Consider the following 13177-nt stretch of genomic DNA (forward strand, 5'->3'; position numbering starts at 1 on the left):
GGCGGGGCCGGGGCCGGGGGCGGCGGTCCCGCGCTCGCGGGCTGGTGGGTGGTCGCTGAGGTCGCTGAGGTCGTGGAGGTGGCGGCCGGAGCGGCCGGGTTATCGGCGTCCGCACCCGTGCCCGCGAAACTGCCGCGCAGACTGCCCCCGACCAATGCCAGTGCCACTCCCAGCCCGAGCACGATCATGAGTGCCAGCACCCGGGTGGACATCTCACCGGTCTCCACCACGCCGGGTGTGCCGTCGTCCGCGCTCCCCGCTGATTTCTCATGCATCGTGCCGAGTGCCACCGGAAGCTCCTTCGATCTGCGACCCCAGGCCGCCTGCCGATCCGAAAAGCTCGTCTTCCAGGACGGTACACAAGTTTGCCAGTGAGATGAACCTCCCATCGAGAACATAATTGTTCCAGCTCAATATCTATTTTCAGAGATTGCCGGATGATCGCCCGATGGATGGTCGAATCAGGCGGCGGATCAGGCGACGGAGATGACGACCTTCCCGAAGGGATCGCCCTCGGTGTAATACCGGTACGCCTCGGCGGCCTGCTCGAACGGGAACACCCGATCGATGAGCGGGCGCATACCGTGCTCGGAGATGGTGCGGTTCATGGCCTCGAAATCGGCGCGGCTGCCGACGGCGATGCGGCGCACGCCGAGATATTTGTAGCCCGTGGGATCGCCCGGCTGCTCACCCGCCTCGGCGGGGAACGCGCCGATCAGGGTGATCATCGCGTTGTAGGCCCCCGAGGCCAGTGATTTGGGCAGCGTCGGCATGCCGACCGCGTCGATCACATGCTGCACGCCGTCCCCGCCGGTGAGATCGAGCACCGCGTGCTCCCAGTCCGGGGTCTGCTTGCGGTCGAAGACCTCGTCCGCGCCGAGCTTGCGCAGCCGTTCCGCCTTGTCCGGTGAGGAGGTAATCGAGATAACCCGCGCCCCAAGCATTTTGGCGTGCTGGACGGCGAAGAGGCCGACCACGCCGGTGCCGACCGTGAGCACCGTGTCACCCGGCCCGGCGGGCACCGGCTTGGTCAGCGCCGACCACGCCACCAGACCCGCGGCGGTCAGCGAGGCGGCCTCCGCATCGGTCAGGTGCGCCGGTACCTGCACCACCGAATCCTCTTCCAGCAGAATATAATTCGCCAGCCAGCCGTGATGATTGGCGCCGTACTGCTCGAACGAGGATTTCTGCGTCTGCGGCCCGTCGTTCCAGGCCACGAAGTAGGTTCCGGTGACGCGGTCGCCGAGTGCGGCGCGAGATACCCCCTCGCCCACCGCGATCACCTCGCCGACCCCGTCGACCAGGGGCGTGATGCCCGGGGTCATCGGCACCGGATACTGCCCCTCGTACAGCAGGATGTCGCGCCGATTCAGCGAGGCGGCACGCACCTGCACCACGACCTGGTGCGGCCCCGGCACCGGGACCTGCTGTGCGCGGGTGCTGAGTCCGTCCAGGCCGCGCAGCGGATCCATCTGGTACGCAATGGCATTCATGATTCTTCTCCTGAGATGTGATGCTGGTGCGCCGGTCCGGTGACCGGCGCGGGCCCGACGATCGCGCGAATCGTCACGCGGGACCGATGTACTGGTGATCGCTGCGGATCCGGCCGTCCTGGTCGAGTGCGAGCACGTCGTAGCCGGTGCCGCCCTCGGAGCCGTCGGCGATGGACACCATCGACCAGCCCAGGCCGACCAGACCACCTGCCAAGCGCTGGGCCACCCCGCGCGGTGCGAAGGTGTATTCGCCGGGGGCGATGAACATTTCGTAGGCCCGGGTCACCCGGGCGTCGAGCTCGCGGTGCCCGCGCACCGTCAGATGGGGAATGGGAAAGGCGAGCGCGGCGGCGGCCTCGCGGATCTCCTGCGGCGGATCGGTCAGCACCTGGGCGCCGTCGGGCGACCAGAGTTCGGCGATCAGCTTGGTGCGGGCCGCCGGATCCGCCTCGTTCCACAGGGCGATGTACTGCTCGGTGAGGGTTGTCAGGGCGGTGATGTCGAGGTCGTTGGTCATGCCACAGAGTCTGTTCGGCCGTGCTGCTGAGCGCGATTCCCCGCAGGGAATGATCATGTGGCCGCGCTTGTCATTCCCTGCGGGGAATCGCCCGCGGGCGGGCGGGTCCGGACAGTGGAGGTATGACGATCATGGCGGTGGCAGCCCCGGCGAGCCCGTTCGCGCAACAGTTGAAGCATTGGCGCACCCGGCGCCGAATCAGCCAGTTGGACCTGGCGATCAGCGCCGAGACCAGCCAGCGGTATCTGAGTTTTCTGGAACAGGGGCGTTCGCATCCGGGCCGGACCATGGTGGTACGGCTGGCCGAATCGCTGGGACTCTCACTGCGCGAACGCAATACGCTGCTGCTGGCCGCCGGCTACGCGCCCGCGTTTCCCGAATCCGCTTTGGATGCACCGGAACTGGGACCGGTACGGCATGCGCTGGACACCATTTTGCAGGGGCATCTGCCGTATCCGGCGGTGGTGACCCGCCCGTACGGGGTGCTGGTGGCCGCCAATCCCGCCTTCGAAATGCTCGCCGAGGGGTGCGCGCCGGAGCTGTTCGAGGCGCCGCTGAATGTGCTGCGACTGGCGCTGCATCCGGACGGGCTGGCGCGGCGGGTGATCAATCTGCCCGAGTGGGGGCGGCATATCACCGACAGTCTGCGCAATCGAGCGGCGCGCAGTCCGGATCCGACGTTGGACGCGCTCATCGCGGAGCTGGACGGCTACCTGCCGCCGGTCGATCCCGGACCGCATCATCTCGGCTTCGCGGTACCGCTGCGATTGCGCCGTCCCGGCGGCGAATTGCGACTGATCACCACGCTCACCTCGTTCGCGACGGCCACCGACATCACCCTGGCCGAACTGCATCTGGAGGCGTTTCTGCCCGCCGACCAGGCCACCTCGGATTATCTGCACTCGCGGTTCGCCACCTCCTGAGCGGCACCTCCCACCACGCCCCGCGCGGCCACCGCCGCCCGGGGCGTTCTCGTTTCCCGGACAGCCTTGTGGCCGAGTACTCGTAGACGTATATTCGTTGACGAGTAAGGAGGTGCCGGGATGGCCCGCAAACGCAAAGTCGGAAATCTGATGGCGCTGGCCGTACTGTCCGTCCTGGCCATCGCGCCCATGCATCGCTACGAGATCGCCGCGCGGTTGCGGGAGTTCGGCAAGGACCATGACATGGGCGTCAAATGGGGTTCGCTGTACACCGTGGTCGACAACCTCACCAAACACGGATTCCTCGAGATCACCGGCAGCGAACGCGACGGCGCCCGCCCCGAACGCACCATCTACCGGATCACCGACGCCGGTCGGGCCGAACTCACCGACTGGACCCGCGAACTCATCGCCAGCCCGCAGCCCGAGCAGCGCCCCTTCATGGCCGGCCTCTCGGTGGTTTCGGTGCTGCCGCCGGATGAGGTCATCGAACTGCTCGCCGATCGAATCACCAAGTTGGAGAGCGCGATCGACGCCGCCGCGGCCCAATTGGCCGCTCTGGAAGGCTCACTGCCGCGCCTTTTCCTGATCGAAGACGATTATGAGCTGGCCATGCTGACAGCCGAGGCGAATTGGGCTCGCGCACTGCGTGATTCACTCGCCGACGGCAGTTTCCCGCAGGTCGAGATGTGGCGGAGCTGGCATCGCGACGGGTTCACCCCCGCCGACGTCGGCACCATGGTGGAGGGAGGACTACTCGGCGAGCAGCGGCCGCCGGACTGAGTATCGGAACCGAATATCGAACCGGGCCCCGACGAAGGTGCTGCAACACCATCGCCGAGACCCGGGAACACACCTTCCCGATCCGTGCTCGTGCAGGCGAACTCGTACCGAGTTTGGCAACTACAGGATAACTGGGTTCTCCGCGCGCGCTCGGATTCGGGGTTATCGCCCACCTTCGAACATTCAGGGAGACAACCCATGTCCACCACCAATCCACGCGCCATACGGTCGGCCCTCGTCATCGGCGGCGGCATCTCCGGACCGGTCACCGCGACCGCGCTGACCAAGGCCGGCATCGAGGCCCGCGTCTTCGAGGCGTATCCGGGGCCCGCCTACGGCATCGGCTCCAATCTGGCGCTCGCACCCAACGGGGTGGCCGCGCTCGACATCATTGACGCGGGCGATGCGGTGCGCGCGATCGCCGCACCGATCCACACCAGCTCGATGTCCGTCAACAGCAAGAACGTCCCCATGCCCGTACTGACCGGGGTGGAACCGCTGCGACTGGTCGATCGGCCGGATCTGCATGTGGCACTGCATGATACGGCGGTCGCCAACGGCGTGCGGTTCGAGTACAACCGGAAACTGGTCGATGTCCAGGAGCACGCGGACGGCGTCACCGCGCACTTCGCCGACGGCAGCAGCGCCACCGGGGATGTGCTCATCGGCGCGGACGGCATCCGCTCCACGGTGCGCACCCTCATCGACCCCGAGGCCCCCGGACCGACCTACCTGGGCATGCTGGGCTTCGGCGCGTACACCGAGATCACCGACCCCATCCCCCCGGGGAATATGACCTTCGCCTTCGGCAAACGCGGCTACTACCTGTACTGGACCATGCCCGACGGGCGGGCCGCGTGGGGTGCGAATCTGCCGCACGAGAAGTACATGTCGCTCTCGGAGGCGCGGACCGTGCCCAATGCGGAGTGGTTGCGCATCCTGCGCGAGGTCTACGTCGATGACACCCCCGGTGCGGAACTGGCTCGCAATACCAAGCCGGAGGAGTTGATGGTGGTGGGCGCGCTGCACATCATGCCGAAGGTGCCGCACTGGTACCGCGGGCGCATGGTGCTCACCGGCGATGCCGTGCACGCGCCCAGCAATACCTCCGGGCAGGGCGGGTCCATGGCCATCGAGAGCGCCATCGAGCTCGCGCGCTGTCTGCGCGATATCGAGGATCCGGCAACGGCTTTCGCCACCTACGAGGCGCTGCGGCGGCCTCGGGTGGAGGCGGTAGCGAACCGGGTGAAGCGGATGAACCACACCAAGGCGGCCGGGCCGATCACCCGGGCGGCCATGGGGTTGATAATGCCGATGATGCTCAAGCGGATGGATCCGGAGAAGACGCTCGGGCACGAGCAGCGCTTCCGGATCGACTGGGATGCCCCCGTGCGACCGGTGCGCGCGGCCGCCTGAGATACGAAACACAGTGCCCCCCGCCGCGAATCGACGCGGTGGGGGCACTCGCTGGGACTGCTCAGCCCCGGGCGGGCAGGGCGTTAGGGCGGTCGGCCTCGTCCAGCAGTTTGGTGGCGATATTGTCGATGCTCTGGTCGAACAGAGCGCGCTCGGTGGGATCGGTGAGATCCCAGTCGCCGAGCTGACTTTCGAGCCAGCGCTTCCAGGCCACCTGCACGGTGTCGACCTCGCGCAACCCGCGCTCGGTGAGGGTCAATTCCCCGCCGTCGAGCCGGACCAGGCCGTCGCGCTGCGCCTTCTCGAAGACCGGTTGCACCAATTGCGGTGGCACCCAATGGGTTTTGGCGATATCGGCGACCGTCACCGAACCGCGCAGGCGCTGATACAGCCGGACCTGGCCCAGCGCCCACGCCTCATCCTTGTCCAGCGAACTGCCCGCCGCCGCAAGGATTCCCGGTTCCGGCACGGCATTGTCGCGCAGTTTGCGCAGCACCCGCACAATGGCCCGCTCCATCTGGACCCCGCGATCCGGGGAATCCGGGACCGCCCAGCCCTCGCCGACATCCATGGCCTCCCCGCGCGCACTGTCGCGCAGCGGCACCTCCTTCAAGAGCCAGGCGATCAGGAAGCCCAGCACCGCGACCGGCACCACCCAGCGGAACACGTAATCGATGGAGGTGGCGTACGCGTCGATGATGGGCCTGGCCTGCTCCGGCGGCAGTGCGCGCAGGGCCTGCGGATTCTGCGCCACCCCCGGCGGCACCTTGGCTTGCACCAGCGCCGAACCCAGATGCGGGCCGAGCTGATTGGTGTACAGCGTGCCGAAGACGGTGGTGCCGAAGGCGCTGCCGATGGTGCGGAAGAAGGTCACCCCGGAGGTCGCGGTGCCCAGATCCGAGTACGGCACGCTGTTCTGCACCGCGATGGTGAGCACCTGCATGGCCAGGCCGATGCCCAGACCCAGGATCAGCATGTACAGCGACTGCACCCAGAAACCGGTGCTCGCGTCCATGGTGGACATGAGGAATAGGCCCACCGCCATGACGGCGGTACCGGCGATCGGGAAGAACTTGTACCGGCCGGTCCGGCCCACGATGGTGCCGGAAAGTATTGAGGTGGTGAACAATCCGACGACCAGCGGCAGGGTCTGCACCCCCGACGCGGTCGCTGAGACGCCCTTGACGTACTGCAGGAACGCGGGCAGATAGGTCATCGCGCCGAGCATGGCGAAACCGACGATGAAGCTCAGGATCGAGCAGATGGTGAAGACATTGCTGCGGAACAACCGCATGGGCAGCATGGGCTCCCGGGCCCGCAATTCCACCGCCACGAAGGCCGCGAGCGCGACCGCGGCGGCGATGAACAGGCCCAGGATCGTGGCCGAACCCCACGCGTACTCCTGGCCGCCCCACTCCAATCCGAGGATCAGACAGGTGACGCCGATGGCGATGAGCGCGATGCCCAGATAGTCGACCAGCGGTTTGACCGAGTTGCGCACCACCGGAATCGTCCGTGCCGCAACGACGATCATGATGACGGCGATCGGCACGTTCACGTAGAAGCACCAGCGCCAGCTCAGATGATCGGTGAACAGTCCGCCCAGGGTCGGCCCGACCACCGTGGTCACACCGAAGACCGCGCCCAGCGCGCCCTGGTATTGACCGCGTTCGCGCAGCGGGATCACATCGGCGATGAGTGCCATGGAGGTCACCATGAGCCCGCCCGCGCCGAGCCCCTGCACGGCCCTGGCAATGATCAGCAACTCCATTCCGTGCGCCATGCCGGCGACGATGGAGCCGAGAATGAAAATGGCTCCGCTGAGTTGGAAGATCAGTTTGCGGCCGAACAGATCACCGAACTTCCCGGCCAGCGCGGTGGCGATGGCCTCCGCGACCAGATAGGCGGTGACCACCCACGCCATATGACCGGCACCGCCCAGATCGGCGACGATGGTCGGCAGGGCGGTGGAGACGATGGTCGAGTCGAGTGCCGCCATGAGCATCCCGAGCACCACGGTGCCGAAGATGACATTGATCCTGGCCCGGCTCAGAGGCTGGGGCACGGGAGGGGCGGCGGCCGCGCTGGCACCGGTCATCGGCCCAGTATGTTTCGCTCATTAGCCGATGAACAGCAACGACACGGCTAACCGCGAATGGCGTAGTCGCCGAGCGCCGGTTCGAGGGTCGCGAAAGCCTCGACGACATATCCGGTCAGGGCCGCGGCGATGACATCGTCGGATTCACCCGCCACAATGCGGCGCAGCGCCTCTTCGAAGAGCGCGCGGTGCACACCGGCGAACAGCGCGGCGGCGATGCGCGGCGTGAAATCGCCCGGGGCAGCGGATGTCTCAACCGCCAGCGCCTCGGCCAGGAGGCGTTCGCGCTCATCGTGGAACTCCCGCAAACGGGCCACCAATGCCGGACTCCCGGTGATCAGCCGGGCGAACTCCGGACCGGAGAATCCGGCCGTGGCGTCCTTCGCCGCCACCGCGGCGAGTGCGGCGTCGCGCAGCGCCGTCAGCGCGGACGCACCGCGCGGCCGCTCCCCGACACTGCGCGCGAGGCTCGTCACGAAGACATCGCGCACGTCCAGCACCAGGTCTTCCTTGCGCGGAAAGTAGTTGGTGACGGTCATCTTCGCGACATCCGCGGCGACCGCGATATCGGCGATGGTGACATGGTCGTAGCCGCGTTCGAGGAACAGCAGGGTCGCGGTATCGGAGATGTGCTGCCGAGTCTGCTGTTTCTTCCGCTCCCGCAGTCCCAGCGGCCGGGTGTCGGCGGTCCGTGCGCTCATATCCGGCACTATAACCGCTCCGGTCATAAATTCGTTTCTGACACATTTTTAGGTCTGCCATATGTTCAACGCCATGAGCGGGATGGCCGCCCGAGTCGGCCTACCACTGGAACTTACTCTGAAGTAAGGTCAGAGGACCGTGTGCGACGAGGCACATCGAAAGCCGAACCTGTGAGGTCAACAGCCATGGCATGGAAGCCAAGCGAAATCTCGGACCAGTCCGGGCGCACCTTCGTGATCACCGGAGCCAATGGCGGAATCGGCGAGCAGACCACCAGGGTGCTCGCGAGCAAGGGCGCGACCGTCATTATGGCCTGCCGCAACACCGCCAAGGCACAGCAGGTCGCCGACGCCATCGAAGGCGATGTGCGGGTCGCGGCGCTGGACCTGGCCAGCCTCGCCTCGGTACGCGAATTCGCGGACAGCACAGGCGAATTCGATGTGCTCATCAATAACGCCGGATTGATGAACATCCCGTTCTCGCGCACCGAGGACGGGTTCGAAACCCAGTGGGGCGTCAACCATCTCGGCCACTACGCGCTCACCGGACTGCTGCTGGACAAGATCGGCGACCGGGTCGTCACCCTGGCCTCCATCGCGCACAAGCAGACCCCCAAGCTGTGGATCGACGATCTGAACTACGAGAACCGCAGGTATCAGCGCAATCTCGCGTACGCCCAGTCCAAACTCTCCAATCTGATGTTCGCGCGTGAGCTGCAGCGCCGCCTCACCGCCGCCGGTTCGAGCAAGCGCTCCTACGGCGTGCACCCCGGCGTCTCGGCGACCGATCTCTTCGCGCGCACCGAAACCCCTCTGGACAAGATTTCCAAGCCGTTCGTCCGCCTGATCGGCCACTCCCCCGCCAAGGCCGCGCACTCCTCCCTCTTCGCGGCCACCATGCCCGACGCCGACCCCACCATCTACTGGGGTCCGGCCCGCCTGATGGGCAACAAGGGCCCGGTCGAACCCTCCCCCTCGAGCAAACTCTCCCAAAACCAGGACCTGTGGCGGCGACTCTGGGAAGAGTCCGAGCGCCTCACCGGCGTCACCTACAAGTTCTAGCGAGGAATGCGGCGGACCTCCCTACTACGTCGGCCGTAGTAGGGAGGTACCGTGGTGGCGTGTCCGCTCCCCACCGCCGTCCGGCCCTGATCGTATTCGTGGTCGTGGCGTTCGTGGCCTGCCTGGGCCTGGGGTGGTGGCAGTGGGGGCGCTACGAATCCGGTAGCGGTACCGGTCAGAATCTCGGGTACGCCCTGCAATGGCCGCTGTTCGCGGGCTTCGTGGTGTGGGCGTACTTCCGATTCGTGCGGCTGGAGAAGGACGCCCGGGAGGCGGAATCCCAAAGCTCGGCTCCCGAAGGGACACCGGTCGCCGAGAGCGCAACGCCGCTGCGACCCAAGCGGCCCAAGCGGGTCGCGCCGCGCGAGATTCCCGCCGGGCTACTGCCCGAGCGCCCCAGGGCGGTCACCGAGAATGATCCACAGACCACCGAATACAACAGGTACCTGGCCGATCTGCACGCCAGCGATCTGGATCAGCAGATTCAGGACGCCGGGCTGCGCAACCACCCCGAAAGGAGCGCCGGGTGACCGCGCGCGACAACTCCCAGGCCCCCGTCGCCAGCGGTGCGGACACCCTCGCGCCCCGGCCGCTCGGCGCGGCCGCGCCCGAGAAGATCCGCGGCGCACTGCTGCGGTACCGAATTCTGGCCTGGATCACCGGTCTGTGGCTGCTCGTGCTCACCGGTGAGGTGATCTACAAGTATCTGCTGCTGGACGACAGCAGCACCGCACCGCACTGGCTGTTCTACGTCGGACAGGTGCACGGGATCTTCTACATGCTATACCTGGTGATGACCATCGACCTGGGGATCAAGGCGCGGTGGAAGCCTGTCACCACGGCGCTGACCTGCCTGGCGGGCACGATTCCGTTCCTGTCCTTCGTGTTCGAGCATATGCGGACCAAGGAAGTGAAGACCGCCTTCGGGCTCTGAGCCGGGTGCGAATCCCGGCCGAAAGCATGCCGGGATGACGAGACTCCCAGGCGGAGGATCCATTACATCCCCTGAACCAGCGCGCTCCCGTCCACACGGACGGGAGCGCGCTGTCGTTGACCGGCGAAATCAGTTGGCGGCGAGGGCTTTCAGGGCCGGGAGCAGCTGACGCAGGGCACGGCCGCGATGCGAGACCGCATCCTTCTCCGCGGGGGTGAGCTGGGCCGCCGAGACGGTGCCGCCCTCCGGGACGAAGAGTGGGTCGTAGCCGAAACCGCCGTCGCCCACCGGCTTCCGGGCGATGACGCCGGGCCATTCCCCGCGCACCACCTCCTCGACACCGTCTGCGACCAGCGCGCACGCGGAGACGAAACTGCCGCCGCGCCGCTCATCGGGGACATCGCCGAGCTGGGCCAGCAGCAGGGCGTTATTGGCCTCGTCATTGCCGTGCGTGCCGGACCAGCGGGCCGAGAGCACACCCGGCATACCGTTGAGCGCATCCACCGCGATACCGGAATCGTCTGCGACACAGGGCAATCCGGTGGCGGCGAATCCGTCGCGCGCCTTGGCGAGGGCATTCTCCTCGAAGGTCGCGCCGGTTTCGGGGGCCTCCTCGTATTCGGGCACATCGTTCAGCCCGACGATCTCGACGCCCGCGATACCGGCCTCATCGAGAATGCGGCGTAATTCGTTCAGTTTCTTGGCATTTCGGCTGGCCACCAGGACGCGGCGGGACATCAGGACTTCTTCTTCCCCTCGGAGGGCTCCGGCAGCACGCCCGGGTACGGCAGGGCGAGCGCCTCCTTCTGCACCTGGAAGATCTGCTCGCACCCCGCGAGCGCGGAGTCCAGCAGCTTGTCCAGGGTCGAGCGCGGGAAGGTCGCGCCCTCACCGGTGCCCTGGATCTCGACCAGGGTGCCGGTATCGGTGGCGACCACATTCATATCGACCTCGGCGCGCGAATCCTCCTCGTACGGCAGGTCCAGGCGCACCCGGCCGTCCACCACACCGACGCTCACCGCGGCGATGGCGCAGGAGATGGGCTGCGGATCGGTCAGCTGTCCGGCCGCGCCCAGGTAGGTGATGGCATCCGAAAGCGCCACGTACGCACCGGTGATGGCAGCGGTGCGGGTGCCGCCGTCGGCCTGCAGCACATCACAATCCACCGCGATGGTGTTCTCGCCGATGGTCGACAGGTCGATGCAGGCGCGCAGCGAGCGCCCGATCAGCCGGGAGATCTCCTGGGTGCGACCGCCGACCTTGCCCTTGACCGACTCACGCCCGGAGCGGGTATGGGTGGCGGCGGGCAGCATGGCGTATTCGGCCGTCAGCCAGCCCAATCCGGAGTCGCGCCGCCACGGCGGCACCCCGTCGGTGACGCTCGCGGTACACATGACCCGGGTCCCGCCGAACTCCACCAGCACCGATCCCGCCGGATGCGTGGTGAACCCACGGGTGATCCTTACCTCGCGGAGTTCGTCATCCGCCCTGCCATCGGCTCGTTTAGACACGGGCCCAGCCTAACGGCGCACCGAGCGAACATGTCCGCGACCCTTACGGGTCGCGGACATGGCGGTGATGGGGGTGGGAGGCCGTAGCGGCCGCGGTCAGATTTCGAAGACCTCGCCGGGGGAAACCGCGTGCACCGGACCGCTGAAGACCGCCTTCGCCTCGGCGATCACATCCTCGCGGGAAGTCCACGGCGGAATGTGGGTGAGCAGCAGTTCGCCGACGCCCGCCTCGGCGGCGATCATGCCCGCCTCGGTGCCCGAGAGATGGATGCCCGGGGGACGATTCGCCGGATCGTGCGTCCAGGAGGCTTCGGCCAGCAGCACATCCGCACCGCGTGCCAGGTCGTATACCTCGGGGCAGATGGCGGTGTCACCGGTATAGACGAAGGTCTTGCCCGCGGCGGTGTTGATGCGCAGACCGTAGGACTCCGGCGGGTGGTACATGCGCCGCGCCTCGACGGTATGGCCGGGGCCGAACGGAGTCGGCTCGCCCACCGCCCACTGCCGCATATCGATCACATCGGACCAGTCGTCGGTCTCGCCGCCGATCTCGGCGGAGGCATTGCCGATCCGCAGCGAGGTGTCGGACGGGCCGTGCACGACGGCCTTACCGGTCGGCGGATTCGGATGGTAGCGCCGCCACACCAGCAGTCCCGGCAGATCCAAGCAGTGATCGGCGTGCAGATGGGTGAGGAAGATATCCACCTCGCCCGGATCCAGATAGCGCTGCAGCGCACCGAGAACGCCGGGACCGAAATCAATGACGGTGGGAGTCATATCCGGGCCGGTGAGCAGGTATCCCGACGCCGGGGAATCCGGGCCGGACACACTGCCCGAGCACCCGATCACGGTGAGGCGCATTCCCCCATGCTGCCACGCTGCTGTCTCAGTCAAGGAGGGATCCCCCAAATCGCCGGCCGGGTTCACCGTCACCCCTACGACACGAGACGGCCGACACTGGCCCCGCGACGATGACGAAGTTCATTGGCCGAGAGTACCCATCCCGCAACCAAGCCACCCACCGCCCCGAAAAGATGTCCTTGCCAAGAGATTCCGGGTTGGCCAGGCAGTACGCCCCACAGAATCGACCCATACAGCAACCCCACCACCAGGCCAATGGCGATCTGCAACACATTGCGGGCGAAGATCCCGCGCGAGATCAGATAGGTGAGCCAGCCGAAAACCAGCACCGACGCACCGATGTGCACCGAATGCGATTGACCCGTCAACCAGGTGCCGGACTCACCGATCACCCAGATGATCGCGGTGGCCGCGAGCCCCCGCCCGATACCGGTGAGCAGCGTCAGCAGACCCAGGACCAATACCGGAACGGTATTACCGATCAAATGCTCCCAATTGGCATGCAGCACAGGGCCGAAGAGAATGCCGTCCAAACCGTCCGCCTGACGCGGCTTCACGCCGCCCGCGGCGTCCAAACTGTGATCGGTCACCGAGTCGGCGCCCTCTACCCCGTAGAGCAGCGCGGTAAACGCGAGAATGATCGCAATCGCGCGCTGCCACAGCAGCTTCAGCGCACCGCCCCCCTGCGCCGCGACCCCCGGATTCGTCACCCGCCCGCGTAACCGGGCGATCCGATCGGGATCGAATGACGCACCCACGCCGCCGCTGCCGCTCATAGCCGGTACCTCCTATGGCCAAGCTCAACCCCGAGCGTACCGCCGCCCCGACGACGGCCGTGTCCGGAACATAGATGCGGCAACCGGCTCCGCCATCCCGGC

General features: G+C 66.9%; 14 protein-coding genes and 1 pseudogene. 6 read left to right on the top strand and 9 right to left on the bottom strand.

From position 1 onward, the window contains the following. The 3 genes and pseudogenes from NA10_RS30545 to NA10_RS30555 all read right to left on the bottom strand — a co-directional run. Positions 1-290 (bottom strand): annotated as a pseudogene (locus NA10_RS30545) (hypothetical protein); the annotation flags it as partial. 183 nt (positions 291-473) lie between these two features. Further along, on the bottom strand, positions 474-1493 hold the full coding sequence (locus tag NA10_RS30550) for a zinc-dependent alcohol dehydrogenase family protein (protein WP_067574152.1): 1020 nt from the start codon (positions 1491-1493) through the stop codon (positions 474-476). 73 nt (positions 1494-1566) lie between these two features. Further along, on the bottom strand, positions 1567-2010 hold the full coding sequence (locus NA10_RS30555) for a hypothetical protein (protein WP_067574154.1): 444 nt from the start codon (positions 2008-2010) through the stop codon (positions 1567-1569). Positions 2011-2132: 122 nt separating this feature from the next. Between NA10_RS30555 and NA10_RS30560 the strand changes: the two genes are divergently transcribed. The 3 genes from NA10_RS30560 to NA10_RS30570 all read left to right on the top strand — a co-directional run bounded on the left by NA10_RS30560 (position 2133) and on the right by NA10_RS30570 (position 5132). After that, positions 2133-2933, top strand: a complete 801-nt coding sequence (locus NA10_RS30560; RefSeq protein ID WP_245678042.1) for a helix-turn-helix domain-containing protein — start codon at positions 2133-2135, stop codon at positions 2931-2933. Positions 2934-3053: 120 nt separating this feature from the next. Then, complete coding sequence (locus tag NA10_RS30565; RefSeq protein WP_067574156.1) at positions 3054-3716, top strand: PadR family transcriptional regulator; 663 nt, start codon at positions 3054-3056, stop codon at positions 3714-3716. A 198-nt stretch (positions 3717-3914) separates the two neighbouring features. Then, positions 3915-5132 (top strand): FAD-dependent oxidoreductase, encoded by a 1218-nt coding sequence (locus NA10_RS30570; protein ID WP_067574158.1) that lies wholly within the window; start codon positions 3915-3917, stop codon positions 5130-5132. 61 nt (positions 5133-5193) lie between these two features. Here the strand turns inward: NA10_RS30570 and NA10_RS30575 are convergent, their stop codons facing one another. Together NA10_RS30575 and NA10_RS30580 are read right to left on the bottom strand one after the other, a co-directional pair. Next, positions 5194-7230, bottom strand: a complete 2037-nt coding sequence (locus tag NA10_RS30575) for an MDR family MFS transporter (RefSeq protein ID WP_067574160.1) — start codon at positions 7228-7230, stop codon at positions 5194-5196. 47 nt (positions 7231-7277) lie between these two features. Continuing rightward, entirely contained in the window at positions 7278-7931 is a 654-nt protein-coding gene (locus NA10_RS30580; RefSeq protein ID WP_067574173.1) for a TetR/AcrR family transcriptional regulator, read from the bottom strand. Positions 7932-8117: 186 nt separating this feature from the next. Here NA10_RS30580 and NA10_RS30585 point away from each other — a divergent pair, with 186 nt between their 5' ends. From NA10_RS30585 to NA10_RS30595, 3 genes are all read left to right on the top strand, one after another. Next, on the top strand, positions 8118-8993 hold the full coding sequence (locus tag NA10_RS30585) for an oxidoreductase (protein WP_067574162.1): 876 nt from the start codon (positions 8118-8120) through the stop codon (positions 8991-8993). Positions 8994-9052: 59 nt separating this feature from the next. After that, positions 9053-9523 carry a transcriptional regulator gene (locus NA10_RS30590; RefSeq protein WP_067574164.1) on the top strand — a complete coding sequence of 157 codons (471 nt, stop codon included), beginning with the start codon at positions 9053-9055 and terminating at the stop codon, positions 9521-9523. A gap of 86 nt (positions 9524-9609) precedes the next feature. After that, positions 9610-9927, top strand: coding sequence for a DUF3817 domain-containing protein (locus tag NA10_RS30595; RefSeq protein WP_067574175.1), 318 nt, complete (start codon positions 9610-9612; stop codon positions 9925-9927). Between the two features lie 129 nt (positions 9928-10056). On the opposite strand, the gene rdgB is transcribed toward NA10_RS30595, so the two are convergent. The 4 genes from rdgB to NA10_RS30615 all read right to left on the bottom strand — a co-directional run bounded on the left by rdgB (position 10057) and on the right by NA10_RS30615 (position 13075). Beyond that, positions 10057-10665 (bottom strand): RdgB/HAM1 family non-canonical purine NTP pyrophosphatase, encoded by a 609-nt coding sequence (gene rdgB / locus NA10_RS30600; protein WP_067574166.1) that lies wholly within the window; start codon positions 10663-10665, stop codon positions 10057-10059. Continuing rightward, positions 10665-11438, bottom strand: coding sequence for a ribonuclease PH (rph, locus tag NA10_RS30605; RefSeq protein ID WP_067574167.1), 774 nt, complete (start codon positions 11436-11438; stop codon positions 10665-10667). Before rph ends, rdgB begins: the two co-directional genes overlap by 1 nt. Positions 11439-11534: 96 nt before the next feature. Then, on the bottom strand, positions 11535-12299 hold the full coding sequence (locus NA10_RS30610; RefSeq protein WP_067574169.1) for a cyclic nucleotide-degrading phosphodiesterase: 765 nt from the start codon (positions 12297-12299) through the stop codon (positions 11535-11537). 74 nt (positions 12300-12373) lie between these two features. Then, a complete protein-coding gene (locus NA10_RS30615) occupies positions 12374-13075 on the bottom strand; it encodes a rhomboid family intramembrane serine protease (protein WP_084515493.1) in 702 nt (233 codons plus the stop codon). Positions 13076-13177 lie beyond the last annotated feature (102 nt).

This window comes from Nocardia acidivorans NBRC 108247 (assembly GCF_001625085.1).
Taxonomy (GTDB): domain Bacteria; phylum Actinomycetota; class Actinomycetes; order Mycobacteriales; family Mycobacteriaceae; genus Nocardia; species Nocardia acidivorans.

What these genes read in the sequence shown, in the direction of transcription:
- NA10_RS30550 (WP_067574152.1), bottom strand. Translation starts at nt 1,493, where the DNA reads ATGAATGCCATTGCGTACCAGATGGATCCGCTGCGCGGCCTGGACGGA.
- NA10_RS30555 (WP_067574154.1), bottom strand. Translation starts at nt 2,010, where the DNA reads ATGACCAACGACCTCGACATCACCGCCCTGACAACCCTCACCGAGCAG.
- NA10_RS30560 (WP_245678042.1), top strand. Translation starts at nt 2,133, where the DNA reads ATGACGATCATGGCGGTGGCAGCCCCGGCGAGCCCGTTCGCGCAACAG.
- NA10_RS30565 (WP_067574156.1), top strand. Translation starts at nt 3,054, where the DNA reads ATGGCCCGCAAACGCAAAGTCGGAAATCTGATGGCGCTGGCCGTACTG.
- NA10_RS30570 (WP_067574158.1), top strand. Translation starts at nt 3,915, where the DNA reads ATGTCCACCACCAATCCACGCGCCATACGGTCGGCCCTCGTCATCGGC.
- NA10_RS30575 (WP_067574160.1), bottom strand. Translation starts at nt 7,230, where the DNA reads ATGACCGGTGCCAGCGCGGCCGCCGCCCCTCCCGTGCCCCAGCCTCTG.
- NA10_RS30580 (WP_067574173.1), bottom strand. Translation starts at nt 7,931, where the DNA reads ATGAGCGCACGGACCGCCGACACCCGGCCGCTGGGACTGCGGGAGCGG.
- NA10_RS30585 (WP_067574162.1), top strand. Translation starts at nt 8,118, where the DNA reads ATGGCATGGAAGCCAAGCGAAATCTCGGACCAGTCCGGGCGCACCTTC.
- rdgB (WP_067574166.1), bottom strand. Translation starts at nt 10,665, where the DNA reads ATGTCCCGCCGCGTCCTGGTGGCCAGCCGAAATGCCAAGAAACTGAAC.
- NA10_RS30610 (WP_067574169.1), bottom strand. Translation starts at nt 12,299, where the DNA reads ATGCGCCTCACCGTGATCGGGTGCTCGGGCAGTGTGTCCGGCCCGGAT.
- NA10_RS30615 (WP_084515493.1), bottom strand. Translation starts at nt 13,075, where the DNA reads ATGAGCGGCAGCGGCGGCGTGGGTGCGTCATTCGATCCCGATCGGATC.